Genomic DNA, 16,485 nt, shown 5'->3' on the forward strand with positions numbered 1-16,485 from the left:
ACACTCCCTTGGCGATCGCGATCTTGGTCTGGGTCGATGCGAGCGACGAGCCCATGCCGTCCTTGACGATCTTGCCCTTGTCCTTGCAGCAGTTCTGGAAGGTGGTGCTGAGCCCGGCAGGACGACAGCGCGCCGCGCGGCCGGAAAAAATCTCGATCGTGCCAAGGCAATTGCCATCGGCATCGACGGGGCCGTCGGCCGCAACGCCGGGATCATCCACCACTGGCTCCTCAATGATGGGATTGGCGCTGGTGTCGATACAAGCGTTGGCCGAGCAGGTCGGCGCGTCGCCGCTCGCGGGCACAGCGCAGGCATATTGATCGCCGAGGGGGCAGCGCATTGCTCCACCTTGATCCGCCAGGCACGGCGTTTCGCCAATGGGGCACATCCATCCGCCCGCGCCGGTCAGGTGACAGCTTGCCGTTTCGCCGTCGTCCGCCGCATCGCCATTGCCGTTAAGATCGACAGCGCAAAGCTGCTGAGCGCTTGCGGTGCCGGGAAATAAGGAAACAGCGCTGACGAGGAGGATCAGCCCCAAGGGAAAGGTGCGCCGCCATCTCATCGCACGGCACTCGTGCAGACCATGTCGGCGCCGCCCAGACGCACGGTCTGCATCATCACCACCGCTTCGGGAAAATCATCGATGCAGCCGCAGCCCTGCACCAGTTCCTCGCCCTCCCCCGCAGGGCAGACATCATTCTCCTGGCAGGCGTGATAGTGATAGTCCCAGCCCAAGGGATCAGTCTGTCTGGAACCGGTCACGCCATCGAGGGCTGCGGCAATATTGACCTGCGCCTTGCGGGTTTTGCAGATAGGCTCGCAGGCATTGACGCTGCCGGACATAGGCAAGGAGAAATTGCGGGTTGTCAGGCTATGGCTGCCATCGGCATTCATCACCCGATCAGCGAGCAAAGTCTCGGTCGAATGATCGATGATATAGGTGCCGCGGGAGAGATCAGGCTGTGGGAGCGCGCCGCTATCAACCGTGCAGGCATAGCTGCGCTGCCGCTCGAAGAAGGCGCGGCTGATCGACATCGCGCAGGCGCCCGTGCCGATCAACCGCGGTTGGGGCAGGGGGGTGAGCCCGGTTTTGACGCCGTTGCGATAGGTGATGACGCCATCGACATCCTCATCGTCGAGACGGCAGGCGTCATTGGTCGCATAGCCTGAACAGCTATCGACAAGCTGCTCGCTCGTCATGCAGCCGGCGTCCACCTTCGCCTCGATCGCGGCATAGGCTTCGCCGCCATCGGCAACCGCGACCCGTAACCAGATATCATGATCGCCTTGCGTCAGCCTGGAGGTGAGATCGAGGCCGGGATCGACATAGAAGGCGCTCTTCTTCTCGCATTTGCCTGGCGGCGGTCCCGATCCGGTCCAGACTTCCGGGCCAGAGCCAACCAGTTCGCCATCGATCCTGATCTGCGCCCAATCGTCCCCGCCAAAGCGGGTCAGAAGTAGCTGTTGAAGCCTTGCGGCGTCCTTGACCCGCAATGTCATGTGAAAATCGATAAGCGTGCAGGATCCGCCTGTGAGGCTATTGTCGGTGGGCGAGCCCATGACGAAGGTGCGGCTGTTTGGATCTGCTGCGAAGGTTGCGTAGCCGCCCGCCACGCGATCGACGATCATCTCGGCGGTCATCTCTTCCTGCGTGATCTGCCGGGTGATGGCGCAACTCCGGCGCACCTGCGACGTGCCGGTTCCGGTCGACGAGGCGGAAAGCGCCTGGAAAATGCTGCTCGTTTGCGCGGCGCCATAGGCGTCGCCCGCCATGGCGCCGGGATTGGCCTTATACGCTGTGGCGCCAACCTGCGGTTGCGCTGTGCAGGATGTGGTTTGCGCGCCGGTATAGCGGATGAGCGGGCCATCGATGGACGCCTGCGCGATGCCGATACGCGGATCGGCCGTGGTGAGCGCGCCGACAACGCCGCCGCCCAGATCCTTGAGGATCGAGGCCATATTGCCCCAGACCAGATTGCTGCCGCAGCTATTATTGACGCAGTAACAGCCGGCCAGATCGGTCAGCTCGACCTGGGACAGCTTCAACGATCCGGACGGCGAAGCATCCCAGCGGAAGAAGCGGCACGCGTCCCAACTGCCCGGCGCGCAGGAGATGATCCCATTGGCGCAAATACCGGACGTGGGGACCGGGACGGTCAATGCCTCATCGAAGCTCCCGTCGAGATCGCTGTCGCGCGAGATGCTGAGCGTGCCGATATCGCCGGTGGCGCTGGGCTGAGCGAGCAGTTCGAGCAGCGTCGCGCTTTTCTGGCAGGCAAGATTGGGGGTGAAGGTCTTTTTGGTGTCGACCGTGGTGATGGGCTGTCCCGCCAGACCCGGCGTCACATAATTGCCCAGCAGCGCATCGCTATCCGCGCTCTTCGCCCGCGCGGCGGCCGCCGCAGTGCGGGCGCGGTCCTGCGCGGTCTGCGCATGGAGCGGGACAGGCAGGCTAAGCGCAGCGACAAGGACGAGGGTAGCTGGCCTCATGGCCGCGTCTCGCGCAGAGCGATCTGCCGCGACCCGCGCCGCAGCCGGAACAGAAATATAGCTGGAACAGGGTCGGCAAGCTCTGCCCGGAATACAGCCTGGCCTTCAAAAACGGTCAGCGTGGTCACGACCATATGCGGCGAAGAGGGGACCGCCGAATGATCGTCTGTATCTGTGGCCACGCCGACCGTCCGACCGGTGCCGCAGGGGGGATGCGACACTGGCCTGACCGCATGGGGAACGCCTGGCTCGGTGGAATGACGGGCAGACCATCGGCTGATGCCAGGCGAGGACATGCGGATCGGGAAAGGCGACCTGTTCATGGCGTCGAAACCCCGGCGCAGCAGATCGTCTTTTCAAACAGCATGAACTGGGCATTGTCCTTGCCCGGCGCATGTTTGGCGGACGTCCATAGCGCGCCTGGCCGCCCGACATTGACGCACTGGCCACCCTTGACCGGTTCCATCAGCTGGAACTTGTAGCGGCTCTTGGTCCAGACCGGCTGCGGGATGAACGAGCAGCCGTCCGCTGAACTGACGGTAAGGGCGCCAAGCCGCCCCATCATGAAGACGCCGCGCGCAGCGAGCCCCGCCCAGGCCTCGACGCTGTCGCCAAAATGGATGTCGCCGGCCACCGGATAGGTCGCGCCCCAGGACCCCATGCACCAGAAGAGCGGATCGACGACCTTGCCCGCTGCGGCCGCAGCGCTGTCGGCCATGCAGGCAAGGCCGGCGGCCGGATTGCCGAACAGGATCGCCTCTGGCTGGATGATCGCGCCCAAGGTCGCCGACTGCCAGGTCGGCAGGACCTCGGTGATCAGCGCCACGTCGAAGCCGTCATCCTCGATGCAGGGCAGGTCGGTGAACATGTCGAGCATCTTCCAGACCGGCGCGATATAATAGTGCATCTGCGCGAACATCTTGCGCGTGTTGGTGCCGTCGGCGATGCTGGTCTGGCTGCCTTGCAGCCTGCCACCGGTCGGCATGATGTCAGCGCCCAGCGCCATCATGCAGCCAGGCTCGGTCACAACATCGACCATGCGATTGGGCGACCAGAAGCTGACCTTGACGCCGAACCAGAAGGTCACGCCTTTGCGGCAGGCGCATAAAGGCTTGGAGGCCGATTGCGCATCGAGCGCCTTGCCGAGCGGATCGCTCGGACCCACTTTTACCCCGCCGATGGTGATCGGGAAGATGCAGTTCCATCGCACCTTGGTGATCGGATTGAAGATCGTGCCCGCCTCGCATTTGGAGGCATGGGCGGGGGACGCGAATGCCAGTGCCGCGAGGGCCGAGCCGAGCGTCAAAATGCTGCGGACGGAGAGCATCTTCATCGCGCAGCCCTCCGCGGACTTGGGGGCATGACGACCTCGGTCAGCACCAGCTTTTGCCCCACCTGCGCGACGATCACCGGCGCGACCGTCAGGCCAAGCCGTGCCTTGACGCGCTCCTCGAGCAAAAACAGTACCCGGCCGTGCTGCTCACCCAATGTGATGGCATCGGCATTTGTATCACTAGCCTGGGAAAGACCACCGGCGGCAAGAAGGATGAAATCAGCGGGCCTTGCGGTGCGCAGTGCCCAGGCCAGATCGCTGGAGTGCACGACGATCAGCCGCTGAGGCAGCGACACATAGGCAAGCGGATTGAAGCTATAGCCTTTGGCGTAAAGCAGCTTTCCGCTCGGCAGTCGGATATCCTGATCGAGGGTATAGAAGGGCACCACCGTTTGGTTCCGATCGGCGCGGGCGATGCCGAGCGTGGCAGGTTGCATGGCCGACCAGCGCTCGCGCGGGCCGAAGGCGGCTTTGATGTCGGGGACATGCGCGGCGCGGCTTTCTATCTCGCTCAGCGCATCGGGCTCGGCGATCGGCCAGGTGCGGCCGATAATGCTGGTCGCAGCCGTGACCGGCGCGTGCGCCAGCAGTCCGGTAATGAGCGCCAAGGGCGCTATTACCCATAGGGCATGACGCGAGCGCCTTGGACCCATGCTTCTAGCGCCCATGACGCCGTCTCCAATATGGCGCACGGTTCTCGCGCGCCTCGCCGATCGCGGCGCTGATCAATGCCGCTATCGCAATGACGGCAATGACCGCGCCGAGAATGCGGACGACCGCGGGCACGGTCGGCAATTGCCAGGCGATGCAGGATTGCACGAGCACAAGGCCCTGGCTGCCGATCAGCAGACGGATGGGTCCTGGCGCGGGCGTGGCGGAGAAGATGCCGTTCACATCCGCCTCCACCGCTGGGTGATGGTATGAAAGCGCTCGGCGATTGCATCCCAGGGAATAAGGATCAGACCTGTCGAGCCCGCGCCCATTCCGGCGCAGATGCCGATGAACATGGCTTGGGCAAGCGGCGCCTGGAAGAGCCACGCCGCCGCAAATGCGCAGAACGCGGCATTGGCGATGCCGCCGGTCACCAACAGGGCGTAGCTCATCCGCGCAAAACGCCGTTCCGCCTGGATGACCGTGACGATCGCCTGCGCGACCGCGTCGATACCAAGCGCCGGGTTGCTCACGCTGCGCGCGTAGGCAAGGAGCCCATGGACATCGTCTCCGACGTCCAGGCCAAGATCGAAGCCATTGCTGTGATCGGCCTTCATCGCGCCCTCCATTGCCGGAAGCGTGAGAAGACCATCCCGCATGCGCCAGACAGGCCGATCAGCAGCATGCCGCTCGCACAGCAGGCGGCAGCCACAAGGATGCCTGCCCGTATGGCCTGCAGCGGCTGCTGATGGAGCGCGATCCCGGCTATGATGACGAGACTGCCCATCATGCAGGTTTCAATGGCCACAAGCCGCAGTCGCCAATGGAAAGCGGCGGCCTCCGCGCGACGGGCGACACGCGCCTCGATCATCGCTTCGATCGCCGGGTCATTTTCCCAGTCGAGTGCCAGCTGATCGGGATGGGTTGCAGGCTTGTGCGTCATGCCGCCCTCCCGCCCTGGCGAGTATTTCCGCTCAGTATTTGGGCCGGATCGACACCGGCCAGTTCGCACACCGCTTCCAGCGGATTGCGACCGGCCCGCACAAGCGCCTCGAACGCGGCAACCTCATTGGGCGCAGAAGTATTGATCCAGTAGCTGAAGGGATCGACCACCAGTCGCGCGATGCCGAGGCCCAATGGACTGTCGATGAACACTTCGGAATAGTTGGGCTTGGCGTTTCGGACCGATTTCAGAAGATCGAGGACGAAGCCCGAATAATCGAGGATCTTGTTATCCACTGCCTTGTCATAAGTGGAGCCCTGCAACAGGAATTTGGTCGCGGCATTTTCCAGGATCACCTGTCCGGTGCCGCCAAAGAGCATGAGGTCGTTCATGCTCTGGAGCACGATGCCAAAGCTCCCCTGATATTTGCGCGCGCGGCGATAGCCCTGGCCGAAAGCCTCGGCGAGACGGGAGAGATCCTGCCCGTCGCTACGGGTCATGAACTGCGCTGCCTCATCGCACAGGACGAAGCGGGGTTTGTCGCGGGCCGAGAGATAGAGTTCCTGCGTGACCGCGTTCACCACCACCATGACGATCACATTGAAGAGGTCAGGCAGCGCCTTTAACCGTTCGAGCTCCAGCACCACGAATTCATCGCGCGAGATGTCGAGTGTCGAAGGACCATTGAAGAAATGGCCATAGGCGCCCTGCGACCCGAAATCGCGCAGATTGAACGCCAGTTCGCGCGCGACCGGCACCAGATGGTCGACCCGGTCGAGGTCGGAGGCGGCATTGTCGGGATAGCGGCCGAGCCAATGGCGCACCGCGTCGATGCCGTCGTCGCCGCGCCCGCTATCAACGGTCCATTGGACGGCGGACTTGAGCAGGTTCCATTCCGATGTGGTGACGGGCTTGCGGGTCGAGGCGTTCGCCATTTCCGCGACGATCGCGACCGCCATGGCAATGGCCGACTGCTTGTCCTCGCCATCGAGCGCCAGCCCCATGTCGAAAGGGTTGAGCACCAGGCGCTCCTCGCCGATGTCGATATAACGGCCAGAGCAGAGCGTGCAGAGCTTGCGGTAGCTGCCGCCGATATCAATGATGCGGATGAGAGCGCCCTGCGCATAATATTGCTGGCACAAATTATTGAGCAGGAAGCTTTTGCCTGCGCCGCTTTCGGCCGAGACAATGAAATTATAATTGTTGATCCGCGGGTCGAAGAGATCGAGCGTGATGAGCTGGCCCTTGCGGCCTACGTAGAGGAGAGCCGGGCGGCCGCCGCCGCGAAAGTCGGTCTGGACCGGCGCCATGAGGCTGGCGGCCTTCACGGCCATGCGAAAATCGCGTTCCAACAGTTTGATTGTCTGCTTTTCGGGATAAAGCCCGAAGGGCAGGCTGGCAGCGAGCAGCACGGGAAGCAGATAGCTTTCTTCCTGCACCATGAAGGGCAGGGGTTCTGATTCCCACAGTCGCTTGGCGCGCGCCGCCATCTCGCGGGCCTGGGCGCTGTCGCGGCCGAATACCCACATGGTAGGGATCACCGACACGAACCGGCTGTTGGACGCTTCATCCAAGATCCAGCCGATCTCCTCGATCTGCTTGCCGACCTCGACCGCGAAACTGCCCGCGGCCTTCTGCGCCGAGAGGATCTGCGCCCTCTTGTGGATTTCGAACTGCGAATGATCGAACAGGACCGAGAGGCAATAGAGGAATGGCCCACCAATCTGGTCGCTGTCCTCCGCAGAGCCGCGCATCCCGCCCATGAGGCGGTTGGCGCGCTCGGCGGTGATCCGGCGCGCCGGCGCTTTGGGCGTGAGGCAGCGCGCCACCTGGTTGCCCAGGAACACCTCGGGGCCTTCGAAGCAGAGGTCAGGTCCGGCCTCGATAATCTGCCGCGCGATCGACGGGGCGGGCATGCCGCCCATGCTCTCGCTGAGGAATACCCCCGGCGCGGGCGCAAAGACGCCGTTGAAGATCCGGCGATAGACGCTGATGAGTTCGTCGGGCGGCAAACGCCGAATGCCCATCTTCGCCAGTTGCTCTTCCACCTGGCGGCGCAGGTCCGCGCCGAGCTTCACCCGCGTCTTGATTGCGAGGAACAACCGGAAGTCGCGTACCGGGATGGCATGGAGTGCATCCAGGCCCCTTGTACCACCGCGCAGATAGTCGGCCGTACGCCGGGCCGAAGCCTGGACCAGCGGGTCTGGCCGGACCTTCATATCGAGATAGGCGTCAAGCGCCGGGTCGATCAGCGGATCGGCGAAGGTGATAAGCTGGAGGACCGTGCCTTCGGGGAAATGAATGTTGAGCAGCCCGAGCAACGCCTGTTGTACATGGGCGAACATATAGGCTGACGGAACAAGCTCCCAGGCCTGGCCCCAGCCATCGTCGATGCAGAGGAAAGCTTCCTCCTCTTCGACCCAGGCGACCATCGGCAGGAAATCCGAATAGGCATCGCGGGTCACGGCGGCGCGCAGGCGCTGATAGCTCAGACCCTTGTGACCGGGGCGCGGGCTCATGGCCGTTTGTCCGGATGGACGGTAAGCGGCATGGCCTCTTGCGTTGGCACGTCTGTGCTGCCCGGTTCGGGCTCGCGCATCGTGCGCAGCACCGGTGGCGCGGGCGTTCGCCCGCCCGGTTCCACCAGATAGTCGCCCACGACCCAGGCGGGCCGGTCGATGATCGAATAGACATAGCGCGCCATATAGAGCCGGTCGGGGCGCTGCTTGGCGGCATAGGGAAGGATTAATGTCCGGATCGTGCGCGAAGGGCGCAGCATTGGCGATTGCGGCCCCTCGATCAGCGCGCCGACATGGCCCTGGCCAGGTTGCGCCATAGGCGAGGGTGTCGCCGCAGCCCTGGCGGGGCTTATTTCTATGCCGCGGGCTCGCTTCTTGTCCGGAGTGAGCAGCTTGCGATCATGGGTGACGGCAGGATCGGATTTGGAGGCGCGGCCTGCGACCGCATCGGCATAGGCTTGGCCCGGATGAATGCACTGGCCATGATCGCTATTCTTGCACGAGAATTTCTCGCTATACGGTGACATCACCGATCCCATGGTCGCGCAGCCGGGCAGCGCGAGAAGGGGCAGGACGAGGAGGCAGGGTCGGAGCATCTTCATGGCTTTGTCTCCCATGGGCGCGGACATCAGAATTTGACTCCCGCGCCGGGTTTGATTTCGAGGGTGGCGCCCTCCTGGATCACCACGACCACATCCTTGGCGGCGCCCACCTCGACGATGGGACCAGCCTGGCGGGCGAGATCGAGATAGAAGTCGGTGAGCTTGTCCGAGGATTTGGAGAGCCCCCCGGCAATGCCCGTCCTGGCGGCATCGCCGGCATCGAGCGTGCGCACCGTGCCCAGCGCTGAGGTCGAAGTGTTGCCGAACGTGCTTTCGACCGACTGCGAAATGCCGCTGATGGTCCCGGCAATGATGGCGCGCGCCAGCGTCGCCCCGGCGCGCGTCACCACCTTGCCAGACAGGCCCTTCTTGCCGTCGGTATCGACGAAGAAGCCCTTGACCGGTTGATCGACGATCGAATGCTCGTCGAAATCCACGCAGGAGAGCGATACGAGCTGGACCTCGACCCGCTCCTTGGCAAGACTCCCGGTGGCGTTGCCGACCACGAAGCAGCCGGCTAGATTGGCCTTCACCTCATTGGGCAGGACCGCGGGCGCCTGCACCCGGGCGATGATGGGTTCAGGATTACTGGTCGCGTCCCGGCTCGCCAGCGCGTCGATCCCGGTCAGGAGCCGCGCTTTCATGAAACCAGGCGGTAAATAGATGGTCCGATTCTTTTTTTTAGACGATGCGGCATTGTCGGCCGCGCCCTGGGCCATGACCGGACCGGCCGCCGAGCCGATCGCGCCGACCGTTTTTTCGACCGGAGGCGCAGGCGGGGCAGGCGGCGTAACCGGGCCGGTGGGCGGCGCAGGCAGCCTGTCGGCATCCGCGCTGATGTCGCCGGTTTCGGGCGGGTAGGGCAGGGCTGGAACGTTGTCGGGCAGGGCGGGCGGCAGGTCGCCATCCATGGTCTGACTGCCCTCAGTTCCCGGGACACGTGATCCGGGAATGACCTTACCCTCCTCGATCGCGCTGACGCGGTCGCCCAGCAACTGCTGGCCGTCGAGAACCTTCTTCAAATCCCCGCGCAGTTTGACCTCGAGACTGTCGCCGCGCAGCCCCGCGCCCATGTTGAGCGATGCGGCGGGATCGGTGGGCTTGACGTCTTCCTTGCTGCCCGATGCCGCGTAAAGGCCGATCCCGAGCGCTCCGACAGCGACACCGACGGCGAGCTGACGCGCGCGCAGTTTCTGCCGCGCCGACATTTTGGCCCATTGCGCCTTAAGGTCGAGCAAGGCCGGAGACGGACGGCGCGCGGCGTCATCCTTCGGTCCGCCGCTCTGGGCGGCAAGATGGGCCTGATAGGGCGACAGGCCTTCAGGCGTCTCCGCTGCGTCTTTGTTCTTGTCGCCGCTCATTGCCCGGCTCCCCGGCGCACCACGACAAGTCGGGCCGTTTCGCCCGCATCGAGGCGGACCCTGTCCAACGTGACTGAAAAAATGCCTGCCCCAAGGGCCGGATCGACGAGCTGGCGCTCATCCAGCGTCACCGCCGCCGTGGTTCGCACATGATATTGCGAGGCCGAGAGACCTGCCCCCTCGACGGCGATACGGCGTTGTTCGGTTATCGAGAGGCCCGGCAGCGCCGCAATGCCGACCGCGTCACCCGACGGCGCGACCTCGCTGAACGAGGCAGGGATGCGATCGTCGAGCAGGGCCATGGTGATGGAAACGGCGCGATCTTCATCGGCCAGCGCGGCCATCAAGGCGCTATTGGCCTGGGCACGCTGCCGCGCGCCGGGCACAAGTATCACCGTCTGCGCGGGAATTTCCGCCGGTTCAGCATAGAGCGGGTAGGTCGCGCCGTTGCAGTGAACAAAGAACTCGGAAGGCTGCGTCACATAGCTGCGCGTCACTTGCCCTGCATCGTCAATCTCGCGGGCGAGGAACTTGATCCAGGCGTCCGATCCGCCTTTCTCGACGGCAAGACCTTTCTCGGCCGAGAATTTGATATCCTCGATCTCGCCGCCCTCGCACACGACATGGTTGATGTCGCGGTTGGAGAGACGGATCCGACTGGTCTGATCGGGCAGCGCATGGAGCGTCTGGCCTGAGGCCGGGATCGCCAGCAGCATGAACCCGGTTAAAGCGGCGCACGCTCCTATGCGCTGATTAGCGTGTTTCGACATCGAACTGCTCCTCGGAAAGACGCGTCAGCCAGAAACGGCCATTTTCAATGCCGTAGCCGATGCGTAAAATGCCCCGGAATTTGCGGATTACGCCGCCGATGACACGGACCTTCTCGACCGGGACGACGATCTCATGGGCGGTCCAGCGGACCGGCTGATCGTTGCGGATATAGGTCGCGATCGACAGCGTAGGGTTGTTCGCCAGTTCGTCGAGCATGGCGTTGAGGCTGTCGCGCATCGCGCCATAGGCGGACGGGTGAACGAGCCCCAACAGCTCCTGGAACTGCCGGTCGGCCGAGTAAGCCGACCAGGTGCCCGACAGCGCGACGATGTTGCGCGTCATGGCGACGATATAGGCTTCGGATGGCGTATTACCCGAGACATGAAGATCGCCTGTGGCGCCAAAGGGGACAATCACGGTCCGGGCATTCTGGTTGGTCGTGTAGATGACCACGCCCAGCACGGCGGTGACGCCGAACATGCCCGCAATGGCAACCTTGAGCAGGCGGTTTTCCTCGAACAGGTTGGCCGAGCCCTGCAGATAGCGATGGATGCCGTAGCTGGCCGGTTTGCCCAGTAGCGGATCCTCCTTTGTCTTTTTGTGCCCGAACATGCCCATGGCGCTCACTCGAAGAAGCGGGTCTGGGTAGGACCCGGATAATAAGGAAAGGAAACAAGACCCCAGCGCCAGGCGAGATGGGGGAGATAGCCCCTGGGCTTGGTCCGCTTCCACGGGATGAAAAGGAGAAGGGCAGCGATGAGCGCCCAGCCGACAAGTCCGCCCACGATCGCGGCCACGAAAATGCTCGAGGTCGCGAGCAGAAACTCGTCAGATCCAAACCAAAGGATCTGGACGGGCCGATGCAGATATTGCGGAAGGCGTTCGTCCATCTGCCCTTCTCCTCTTGGCTTCATGATACCTTCAAAGGTATCATCCTCCAGGAACCGACCATCGGTTCCCAGCCTGTTGCCAGTGGGGGAAGCGCCTGGTCAGCCAGGTGCGCGCCCCACCTTCGCGTCTCAGATGACCATCCCGAAGGTCTGGAGAATGGAGTCCGCCTTGATGAGGCAGACAGCCGCGACGATGGTCGGGATGCCAATCATGATATTCGAGAAAAGGCGCGAAACGCCGAACAGGAAGGCAGCGACGCCGCCCACAAATCCCATCGGACCTTTCACGCCCTGGTTCACGACGATATCGTATATGTCGTAACCAAGATCGCCCTGGGCGGGTGCCGAGAAGGCATGGACCGGGCCACCGACCAGGGCCATCGCGCCTAAAGGGAGGCCGACATTGGCCACCGCCAGGACCTTGTTGCCAAATTTCTGCATCATAGCATTGCTCCAAAAAGGAGCCGTCCAACCAAAGCCTGCCGGCATCGAAGCAAGATCGGTGTCGGCCGGGGCGTCGGTGGACGGCTCCATGAGCCCGCCGCCGCCGGCATCCTGGTTCATCCGCGCTGGCCAGTTGGGGCCGGGCCGGATGCCCTCCGCAAAGAGAGTGTGCGCAGCCGCGATGGCGCGCGCCCGTTCAGCGGCGCACATCGGACACTGCCTTTGCAAGCGCAGGCTTTGCGTGCCGATCGAGGAACGCTTCGAGTTCGGCCTGCTGAAAGCCCGAGATGAACTTGCCATCGGCGACCAGCGTCGGCGTTCCTGAAACGCCCACTTTGGCGACCAGTTCAGCGTCCTCCGCAACCTTGGCACGGCCCTGCGCGCACTGGCGCAGGACGGGGGGTGTCTGGCCGGAATAGGCCGCCCGGAAGGCCGCCTCGCGATCTGTCGAGCATAGGATATGCTCCGCCTTGGCAGCAGCGGTCGGATGGATGCCGCTCACGAAGAAGATGAGACGCCTTACCGGCTTGCCCTCTGCTGCCTTGGCGCTCCAGAACCGATCGAGCGCCTGGCAGTAAGGACAGTCCGGGTCGGTGAATTCTATGACCGTTGGCGCATCTACAGGGCCGATCGCCAATGCCTTGGCAGGGTCGATGGCTTTGACACGGCGCGTGGCACCCTGTTCCTGCGCCAGCGCGGTCAGGTTGACGCCGTTGCGGTCGTAGACCGTAGCGAACAAGAGATGCGCACTTTGCGGCGCATAGTAGATGATCCGGCCGCCAGCGGTCGCCTGATAGATGGGGCCCGCGACGGGCGCGGGACCAAATTCCTCAAAGCGCAGATTGGTAAAGGTCTGTTGAAGCTGCCTTTCCGCTTCGCCAGCCGCTTCGGTGAGCTGCGCACTGGAGATAGGCTTTGAATCCTTTTGCGCATAGGCCGCACCAGGCTGAAGGAAGGCAATCAGTGCAGCCGCACTGATCCCGCCTAACCATTTTGCTACGGTCCCATTCCAAACACGCGATCTGCCGCAAATCTGCGTTGGCCATTTGGAAGGCTTTGGCTCGCTCACAAATGGAGGGATCGCCAATCCGGAATGTCTATGCGAAACTGACATAAGCCTCCTTCATCCTGCGCGCATCGCTGCACGCCGGGTTTCGTTATGCGGTTTGGGCTGGGAGCACTGTTCAAGGGCTGTGCTCGCCGTCACCGTGTTGTTCGGATGGATGAAGGATGAAAGGTCAGAGCAAGCCACGCAATGGGCCGGGTACTGAGATGCCGATTCGGCACCTCAGTACCGAAATCGGCACTTCAGTGCCGATTTCTCCGCTTTTTCGGCGTCATTTGCCCGTCTCTATTCATCGGGACGCTGCCGCGACGGGCGCTGGCAGGCTGCGAATCATGCAGGGAGAGCGTGCATGAGGACATCGAGGACTTACAAACTCCAGTTATCGGAGAAGGGCGTCGATCAATTTCTCGCCTGCCATTGCAGGCTTGCCAGAATGACGCGCGAGTTTATTTCCTATGGAACGACTCTCCATGTCGCGATGAGCATTCTGGATCGCTGCGACCCTGCCGAGATTGTCGCAGAACTCGAATCGCCGCTTTGCGGGGCGTTGGGCGGTCCTGCATTTCGCTTTGTCGGTACGACATCCCGATTGGCTAACATCGTCGATCGCATCGCGAGCCGCCTGATCGAGAGCGGCGAATGTGGAAGTGGGGTGGCGACATGGCGACTTTATAATGTGGCGCTGATCATGTTCCAGGCTTCCGAAGATCGGGAGCTGCAAAGCGCCTATCGACGGGCAGCGCTGATCACCTCGTAACGATGGGTAATAAGGCGTCTACTCCTGCGACATAGGGCGTTTCCCAATGCTTTCACTATGAAAGCGTAAAAATTTGACCTTTGGTGCGACTAACAACATTTTTGACCCGTGGGCTGTGCACGGGAGCTTTGAGCCATTGGCAGGGAGACCTTGTCATGCCGCTACAGGCGATACCCAATGCACGCGATCCCTCGGTCCTTGAGATGATCAAGCTGATGTCCGGGAGGCGCATCGAAATGAAGAGACGGGTCGAACGGATAACGCAGGAAGATTTCGCGGCGAACATAGGGATCGGCACGCGCTGGCTTCGCGAAATCGAGGCCGGCAACCCCAAGTCCCGTCTCGACGATCATTTCCGCTGTGCGCATGCGCTGGGTCTCTCGACCGGTCATCTCGTCATACCCCTGCTTTTCATGGAACACCGTCGGGTATTTCCGCGCGTGCTACTGGAAGGGGATCTCTCGAAACTGGAAACCGTCTGCATCGATGCCATCGCACAACATAATCTCGAAACGCTTTCGCGCCAGCTCTTCACGCCTGATGCAGATGCCAATCCTGATAAAAAGCTGGACGAGTGACTTCTCATGTCACCAGGAACGCGCCATGCTGAACAAGTCTATCTAGACCTCAAAGAAGCACTGCTTTCGGGGCGTTACGTCGGCTCTACCGATCTGTCTATTGCCGTTCTCGCCTCGGAATTCGGGACCAGTCCCTCGCCTATTCGAGACGTACTGCATCGCATGTATGGCGAACGCTTGCTTCAGGCCGGACAGCATCATGGTTTCCGCATTATCGACTGGACTTCAGAAGCATTATGCGACTGCTATACATGGCACGGTCAACTCATTCGTATGGCGCTCAAGAGCCGCGCACGGCAAAATATGCAACGCCCTATAGCCCCGGATGGTTGGGTCACTGACTACACGTCCTCAGCCGCGATCGTAGGCACCGCCGAGCGGATGTTTCTCGCACTTGCAGCCGCATCCCAGTCAGCGGAAATTGTCGCGGCGATTGCCAATGCCGGAGAACGGCTACGTTCCGTCCGACTCCGCGAGCTGGACCGTTGGCCAGACTGCGCCGACGAACTTCGTCGTGCCAATATGTTGGCAGTTTCCGGGACAGGAAAAGCACTTCTGGAGATGCTCTGGAATTATCATCGCCGCCGGATCAGGGCAGCGCCGATGCTGTGTGAATGATAGGCAAATAATTCATAACAAGACAAAATATTCAGAGCGTGAATATCATGATTTCATGATTGCAATATTCGCGGATAATGCTTTCACAATGAAAGCAAATATTGGCGAATATATTCTTCCATCGACATAGCCTTTCTGTCGCCACGAACCGCGTGGTCAATCAGAAGGAGGCAAATATGGAACGCACATATGGCAAATCCGACGAAGCCGTCGTTGAACTGGGTGTCGCCAGCAAGGTGACAAACGGCCAGGGGCAGCGCCTTACCGACAGTCCGCAGGGGCAGTCGGCCGCGGGCATTCTCGACGACTGACAACCAAAAGTCTGGTTCGGCCGCCATGCCGGACCAGACAAGGTTTAAGGGGCCAGCGATGAATGCCGTCATCTTGAAACCGCGTGTTGGATATTGCGATATTGGCGATCGGCTGGTTTTCCTGGACGTCGATCGCGATCGCTATCTCATGATAGCGCCCGAACTGGAGATGGCCGTTCGCGACCTGGTGGTTGGCCGTATCGTTGATGCCAAAGGACGGGAGGCCCTGGCTGCAACCGGCTTGTTCATATCTTCACACGCTGCAACGGGTTCATCCCATCCTTTTTCCGGGATCAGACCTACCCGCGCATTGTGCGATAGAGATGAAGTGACTTCGGACAAGCTTGCCTTCGGCGCCCATTACGTCGCTGCGTTTCTTTGTCTGGCATTCTTCCATCTTGTGGCGCGATACTGCCCGTTGAGGATGAGGATCTTCTTGGCGACATCCCTGGTGCGATCAGGGGAAAAGGCGTTATTGCCATCGAAAATTTCTGTACTTCTTGCAGCCTTTCATAGCGCCAGCCTGCTTTTTCCCCGCAAAGATCGCTGTCTTGCCGATGCGCTCGCGTTGCAAGCCTATCTTGCCCTTTGCAGGTTGCGCACGACAATCGTCTTTGGCGTCCAGTTGGGGCCTTTCCAGGCGCATTGCTGGGTCCAGCATGGAGATGTGGTTCTGGGACAGGATATTGAGACTGTCCGGGCATTTCGTCCGGTGCTTGCCCTGCCATGAACACGCGCTATTCGATCATCCTGCGCCGCGGCGGACCCATGTCGTTGGAGGATATCGGGGCAGCAGAAGAATTGGCCATCACCTGCAGCGCGGACCTTGAAGTCCAGCGTTTCCATCATGATAGCGTCATTCTCCTGGGCGACTGTTTCTCCGAAACGGGCGGACCGCGCGGTCTTGAGATTGCCTGGAACGATGAGAACGCCCGCGAACTCATCGAGCGCTTCACCCTTGAAGCGTTCCGACGCCGTCCCCCAACACCTGCCTACATCGATGGTCTCGTGGGCTATTTCGAGAAGCAACGGGCGCTGGACAAGCCATTCCAAATAGCCATGATCGATACCCTCGCCATCGTGTTGTCATCGCCTGCCTTTCTGTTTATGAACGAAACAGAGCAGCCTGACTCTCGCGACTTGGCGGCCCT

Annotated in this window: 20 protein-coding genes and 1 pseudogene; 6 read left to right on the plus strand and 15 right to left on the minus strand. The window is 61.8% G+C overall.

Translation table 11 applies throughout. The annotated features are described in order from the left end of the window. The 15 genes and pseudogenes from ACFC3J_RS17870 to ACFC3J_RS17940 form a co-directional block, all read right to left on the minus strand. A pseudogene (locus ACFC3J_RS17870) lies at positions 1-562 on the minus strand (conjugal transfer protein TraN); the annotation flags it as partial. Continuing rightward, on the minus strand, positions 559-2,490 hold the full coding sequence (locus tag ACFC3J_RS17875) for a hypothetical protein (RefSeq protein WP_185705282.1): 1,932 nt from the start codon (positions 2,488-2,490) through the stop codon (positions 559-561). The gene ACFC3J_RS17875 and the pseudogene ACFC3J_RS17870, both read right to left, overlap by 4 nt. 319 nt (positions 2,491-2,809) lie before the next feature. Beyond that, a complete protein-coding gene (locus ACFC3J_RS17880; RefSeq protein ID WP_185705280.1) occupies positions 2,810-3,823 on the minus strand; it encodes a TraU family protein in 1,014 nt (337 codons plus the stop codon). Beyond that, entirely contained in the window at positions 3,820-4,476 is a 657-nt protein-coding gene (locus ACFC3J_RS17885) for a conjugal transfer protein TraW (RefSeq protein WP_375197444.1), read from the minus strand. Before ACFC3J_RS17885 ends, ACFC3J_RS17880 begins: the two co-directional genes overlap by 4 nt. A gap of 4 nt (positions 4,477-4,480) precedes the next feature. Continuing rightward, the gene (locus tag ACFC3J_RS17890; RefSeq protein ID WP_043145490.1) at positions 4,481-4,717 is read right to left on the minus strand and encodes a hypothetical protein; all 237 of its coding nucleotides are present in this window, start codon (positions 4,715-4,717) and stop codon (positions 4,481-4,483) included. Then, on the minus strand, positions 4,714-5,091 hold the full coding sequence (locus tag ACFC3J_RS17895) for a hypothetical protein (RefSeq protein WP_185705277.1): 378 nt from the start codon (positions 5,089-5,091) through the stop codon (positions 4,714-4,716). The genes ACFC3J_RS17890 and ACFC3J_RS17895 overlap by 4 nt, the downstream gene beginning before the upstream one ends. Then, entirely contained in the window at positions 5,088-5,417 is a 330-nt protein-coding gene (locus tag ACFC3J_RS17900; RefSeq protein ID WP_185705275.1) for a hypothetical protein, read from the minus strand. Before ACFC3J_RS17900 ends, ACFC3J_RS17895 begins: the two co-directional genes overlap by 4 nt. After that, complete coding sequence (locus ACFC3J_RS17905; RefSeq protein WP_185705273.1) at positions 5,414-7,936, minus strand: TraC family protein; 2,523 nt, start codon at positions 7,934-7,936, stop codon at positions 5,414-5,416. The genes ACFC3J_RS17900 and ACFC3J_RS17905 overlap by 4 nt, the downstream gene beginning before the upstream one ends. Beyond that, positions 7,933-8,538, minus strand: a complete 606-nt coding sequence (locus ACFC3J_RS17910) for a TraV family lipoprotein (protein WP_279606638.1) — start codon at positions 8,536-8,538, stop codon at positions 7,933-7,935. Before ACFC3J_RS17910 ends, ACFC3J_RS17905 begins: the two co-directional genes overlap by 4 nt. A 26-nt stretch (positions 8,539-8,564) precedes the next feature. After that, entirely contained in the window at positions 8,565-9,899 is a 1,335-nt protein-coding gene (locus ACFC3J_RS17915; protein WP_375197445.1) for a TraB/VirB10 family protein, read from the minus strand. Continuing rightward, positions 9,896-10,615: a type-F conjugative transfer system secretin TraK gene (locus ACFC3J_RS17920; protein ID WP_185707851.1), complete on the minus strand. Its 720-nt coding sequence runs from the start codon at positions 10,613-10,615 to the stop codon at positions 9,896-9,898. The genes ACFC3J_RS17915 and ACFC3J_RS17920 overlap by 4 nt, the downstream gene beginning before the upstream one ends. Before the next feature lie 37 nt (positions 10,616-10,652). Then, positions 10,653-11,282 carry a TraE/TraK family type IV conjugative transfer system protein gene (locus ACFC3J_RS17925; protein ID WP_373444015.1) on the minus strand — a complete coding sequence of 210 codons (630 nt, stop codon included), beginning with the start codon at positions 11,280-11,282 and terminating at the stop codon, positions 10,653-10,655. 11 nt (positions 11,283-11,293) lie between these two features. Next, positions 11,294-11,560 carry a type IV conjugative transfer system protein TraL gene (locus ACFC3J_RS17930; RefSeq protein ID WP_043153801.1) on the minus strand — a complete coding sequence of 89 codons (267 nt, stop codon included), beginning with the start codon at positions 11,558-11,560 and terminating at the stop codon, positions 11,294-11,296. A gap of 129 nt (positions 11,561-11,689) precedes the next feature. Beyond that, positions 11,690-12,004 carry a hypothetical protein gene (locus ACFC3J_RS17935; protein ID WP_043153802.1) on the minus strand — a complete coding sequence of 105 codons (315 nt, stop codon included), beginning with the start codon at positions 12,002-12,004 and terminating at the stop codon, positions 11,690-11,692. 196 nt (positions 12,005-12,200) lie between these two features. After that, positions 12,201-12,914 (minus strand): DsbC family protein, encoded by a 714-nt coding sequence (locus tag ACFC3J_RS17940; protein ID WP_279606812.1) that lies wholly within the window; start codon positions 12,912-12,914, stop codon positions 12,201-12,203. Positions 12,915-13,503: 589 nt separating this feature from the next. Between ACFC3J_RS17940 and ACFC3J_RS17945 the strand changes: the two genes are divergently transcribed. The 6 genes from ACFC3J_RS17945 to ACFC3J_RS17970 all read left to right on the plus strand — a co-directional run. Further along, complete coding sequence (locus tag ACFC3J_RS17945; RefSeq protein ID WP_375197446.1) at positions 13,504-13,827, plus strand: hypothetical protein; 324 nt, start codon at positions 13,504-13,506, stop codon at positions 13,825-13,827. A 155-nt stretch (positions 13,828-13,982) separates the two neighbouring features. Beyond that, the gene (locus tag ACFC3J_RS17950; protein ID WP_185705267.1) at positions 13,983-14,405 is read left to right on the plus strand and encodes a transcriptional regulator; all 423 of its coding nucleotides are present in this window, start codon (positions 13,983-13,985) and stop codon (positions 14,403-14,405) included. Positions 14,406-14,411: 6 nt separating this feature from the next. Continuing rightward, positions 14,412-15,023 carry a GntR family transcriptional regulator gene (locus ACFC3J_RS17955; RefSeq protein WP_185705265.1) on the plus strand — a complete coding sequence of 204 codons (612 nt, stop codon included), beginning with the start codon at positions 14,412-14,414 and terminating at the stop codon, positions 15,021-15,023. A gap of 176 nt (positions 15,024-15,199) precedes the next feature. After that, the gene (locus ACFC3J_RS17960) at positions 15,200-15,334 is read left to right on the plus strand and encodes a hypothetical protein (RefSeq protein ID WP_275402220.1); all 135 of its coding nucleotides are present in this window, start codon (positions 15,200-15,202) and stop codon (positions 15,332-15,334) included. Between the two features lie 58 nt (positions 15,335-15,392). After that, on the plus strand, positions 15,393-16,064 hold the full coding sequence (locus tag ACFC3J_RS17965) for a lasso peptide biosynthesis B2 protein (protein ID WP_185705263.1): 672 nt from the start codon (positions 15,393-15,395) through the stop codon (positions 16,062-16,064). Continuing rightward, a partial coding sequence (locus ACFC3J_RS17970) for a DUF1595 domain-containing protein (protein ID WP_375197447.1) occupies positions 16,061-16,485 on the plus strand: 425 nt, incomplete at its 3' end. The genes ACFC3J_RS17965 and ACFC3J_RS17970, both read left to right, overlap by 4 nt.

This window comes from Sphingobium sp. (assembly GCF_041987595.1).
Classification (GTDB): domain Bacteria; phylum Pseudomonadota; class Alphaproteobacteria; order Sphingomonadales; family Sphingomonadaceae; genus Sphingobium.

What these genes read in the sequence shown, in the direction of transcription:
- ACFC3J_RS17875 (WP_185705282.1), bottom strand. Translation starts at nt 2,490, where the DNA reads ATGAGGCCAGCTACCCTCGTCCTTGTCGCTGCGCTTAGCCTGCCTGTC.
- ACFC3J_RS17880 (WP_185705280.1), bottom strand. Translation starts at nt 3,823, where the DNA reads ATGAAGATGCTCTCCGTCCGCAGCATTTTGACGCTCGGCTCGGCCCTC.
- ACFC3J_RS17885 (WP_375197444.1), bottom strand. Translation starts at nt 4,476, where the DNA reads ATGGGTCCAAGGCGCTCGCGTCATGCCCTATGGGTAATAGCGCCCTTG.
- ACFC3J_RS17895 (WP_185705277.1), bottom strand. Translation starts at nt 5,091, where the DNA reads ATGAAGGCCGATCACAGCAATGGCTTCGATCTTGGCCTGGACGTCGGA.
- ACFC3J_RS17900 (WP_185705275.1), bottom strand. Translation starts at nt 5,417, where the DNA reads ATGACGCACAAGCCTGCAACCCATCCCGATCAGCTGGCACTCGACTGG.
- ACFC3J_RS17905 (WP_185705273.1), bottom strand. Translation starts at nt 7,936, where the DNA reads ATGAGCCCGCGCCCCGGTCACAAGGGTCTGAGCTATCAGCGCCTGCGC.
- ACFC3J_RS17910 (WP_279606638.1), bottom strand. Translation starts at nt 8,538, where the DNA reads ATGAAGATGCTCCGACCCTGCCTCCTCGTCCTGCCCCTTCTCGCGCTG.
- ACFC3J_RS17915 (WP_375197445.1), bottom strand. Translation starts at nt 9,899, where the DNA reads ATGAGCGGCGACAAGAACAAAGACGCAGCGGAGACGCCTGAAGGCCTG.
- ACFC3J_RS17920 (WP_185707851.1), bottom strand. Translation starts at nt 10,615, where the DNA reads ATGCTGCTGGCGATCCCGGCCTCAGGCCAGACGCTCCATGCGCTGCCC.
- ACFC3J_RS17925 (WP_373444015.1), bottom strand. Translation starts at nt 11,282, where the DNA reads ATGTTCGGGCACAAAAAGACAAAGGAGGATCCGCTACTGGGCAAACCG.
- ACFC3J_RS17930 (WP_043153801.1), bottom strand. Translation starts at nt 11,560, where the DNA reads ATGGACGAACGCCTTCCGCAATATCTGCATCGGCCCGTCCAGATCCTT.
- ACFC3J_RS17935 (WP_043153802.1), bottom strand. Translation starts at nt 12,004, where the DNA reads ATGATGCAGAAATTTGGCAACAAGGTCCTGGCGGTGGCCAATGTCGGC.
- ACFC3J_RS17945 (WP_375197446.1), top strand. Translation starts at nt 13,504, where the DNA reads ATGACGCGCGAGTTTATTTCCTATGGAACGACTCTCCATGTCGCGATG.
- ACFC3J_RS17950 (WP_185705267.1), top strand. Translation starts at nt 13,983, where the DNA reads ATGCCGCTACAGGCGATACCCAATGCACGCGATCCCTCGGTCCTTGAG.
- ACFC3J_RS17955 (WP_185705265.1), top strand. Translation starts at nt 14,412, where the DNA reads ATGTCACCAGGAACGCGCCATGCTGAACAAGTCTATCTAGACCTCAAA.
- ACFC3J_RS17960 (WP_275402220.1), top strand. Translation starts at nt 15,200, where the DNA reads ATGGAACGCACATATGGCAAATCCGACGAAGCCGTCGTTGAACTGGGT.
- ACFC3J_RS17965 (WP_185705263.1), top strand. Translation starts at nt 15,393, where the DNA reads ATGAATGCCGTCATCTTGAAACCGCGTGTTGGATATTGCGATATTGGC.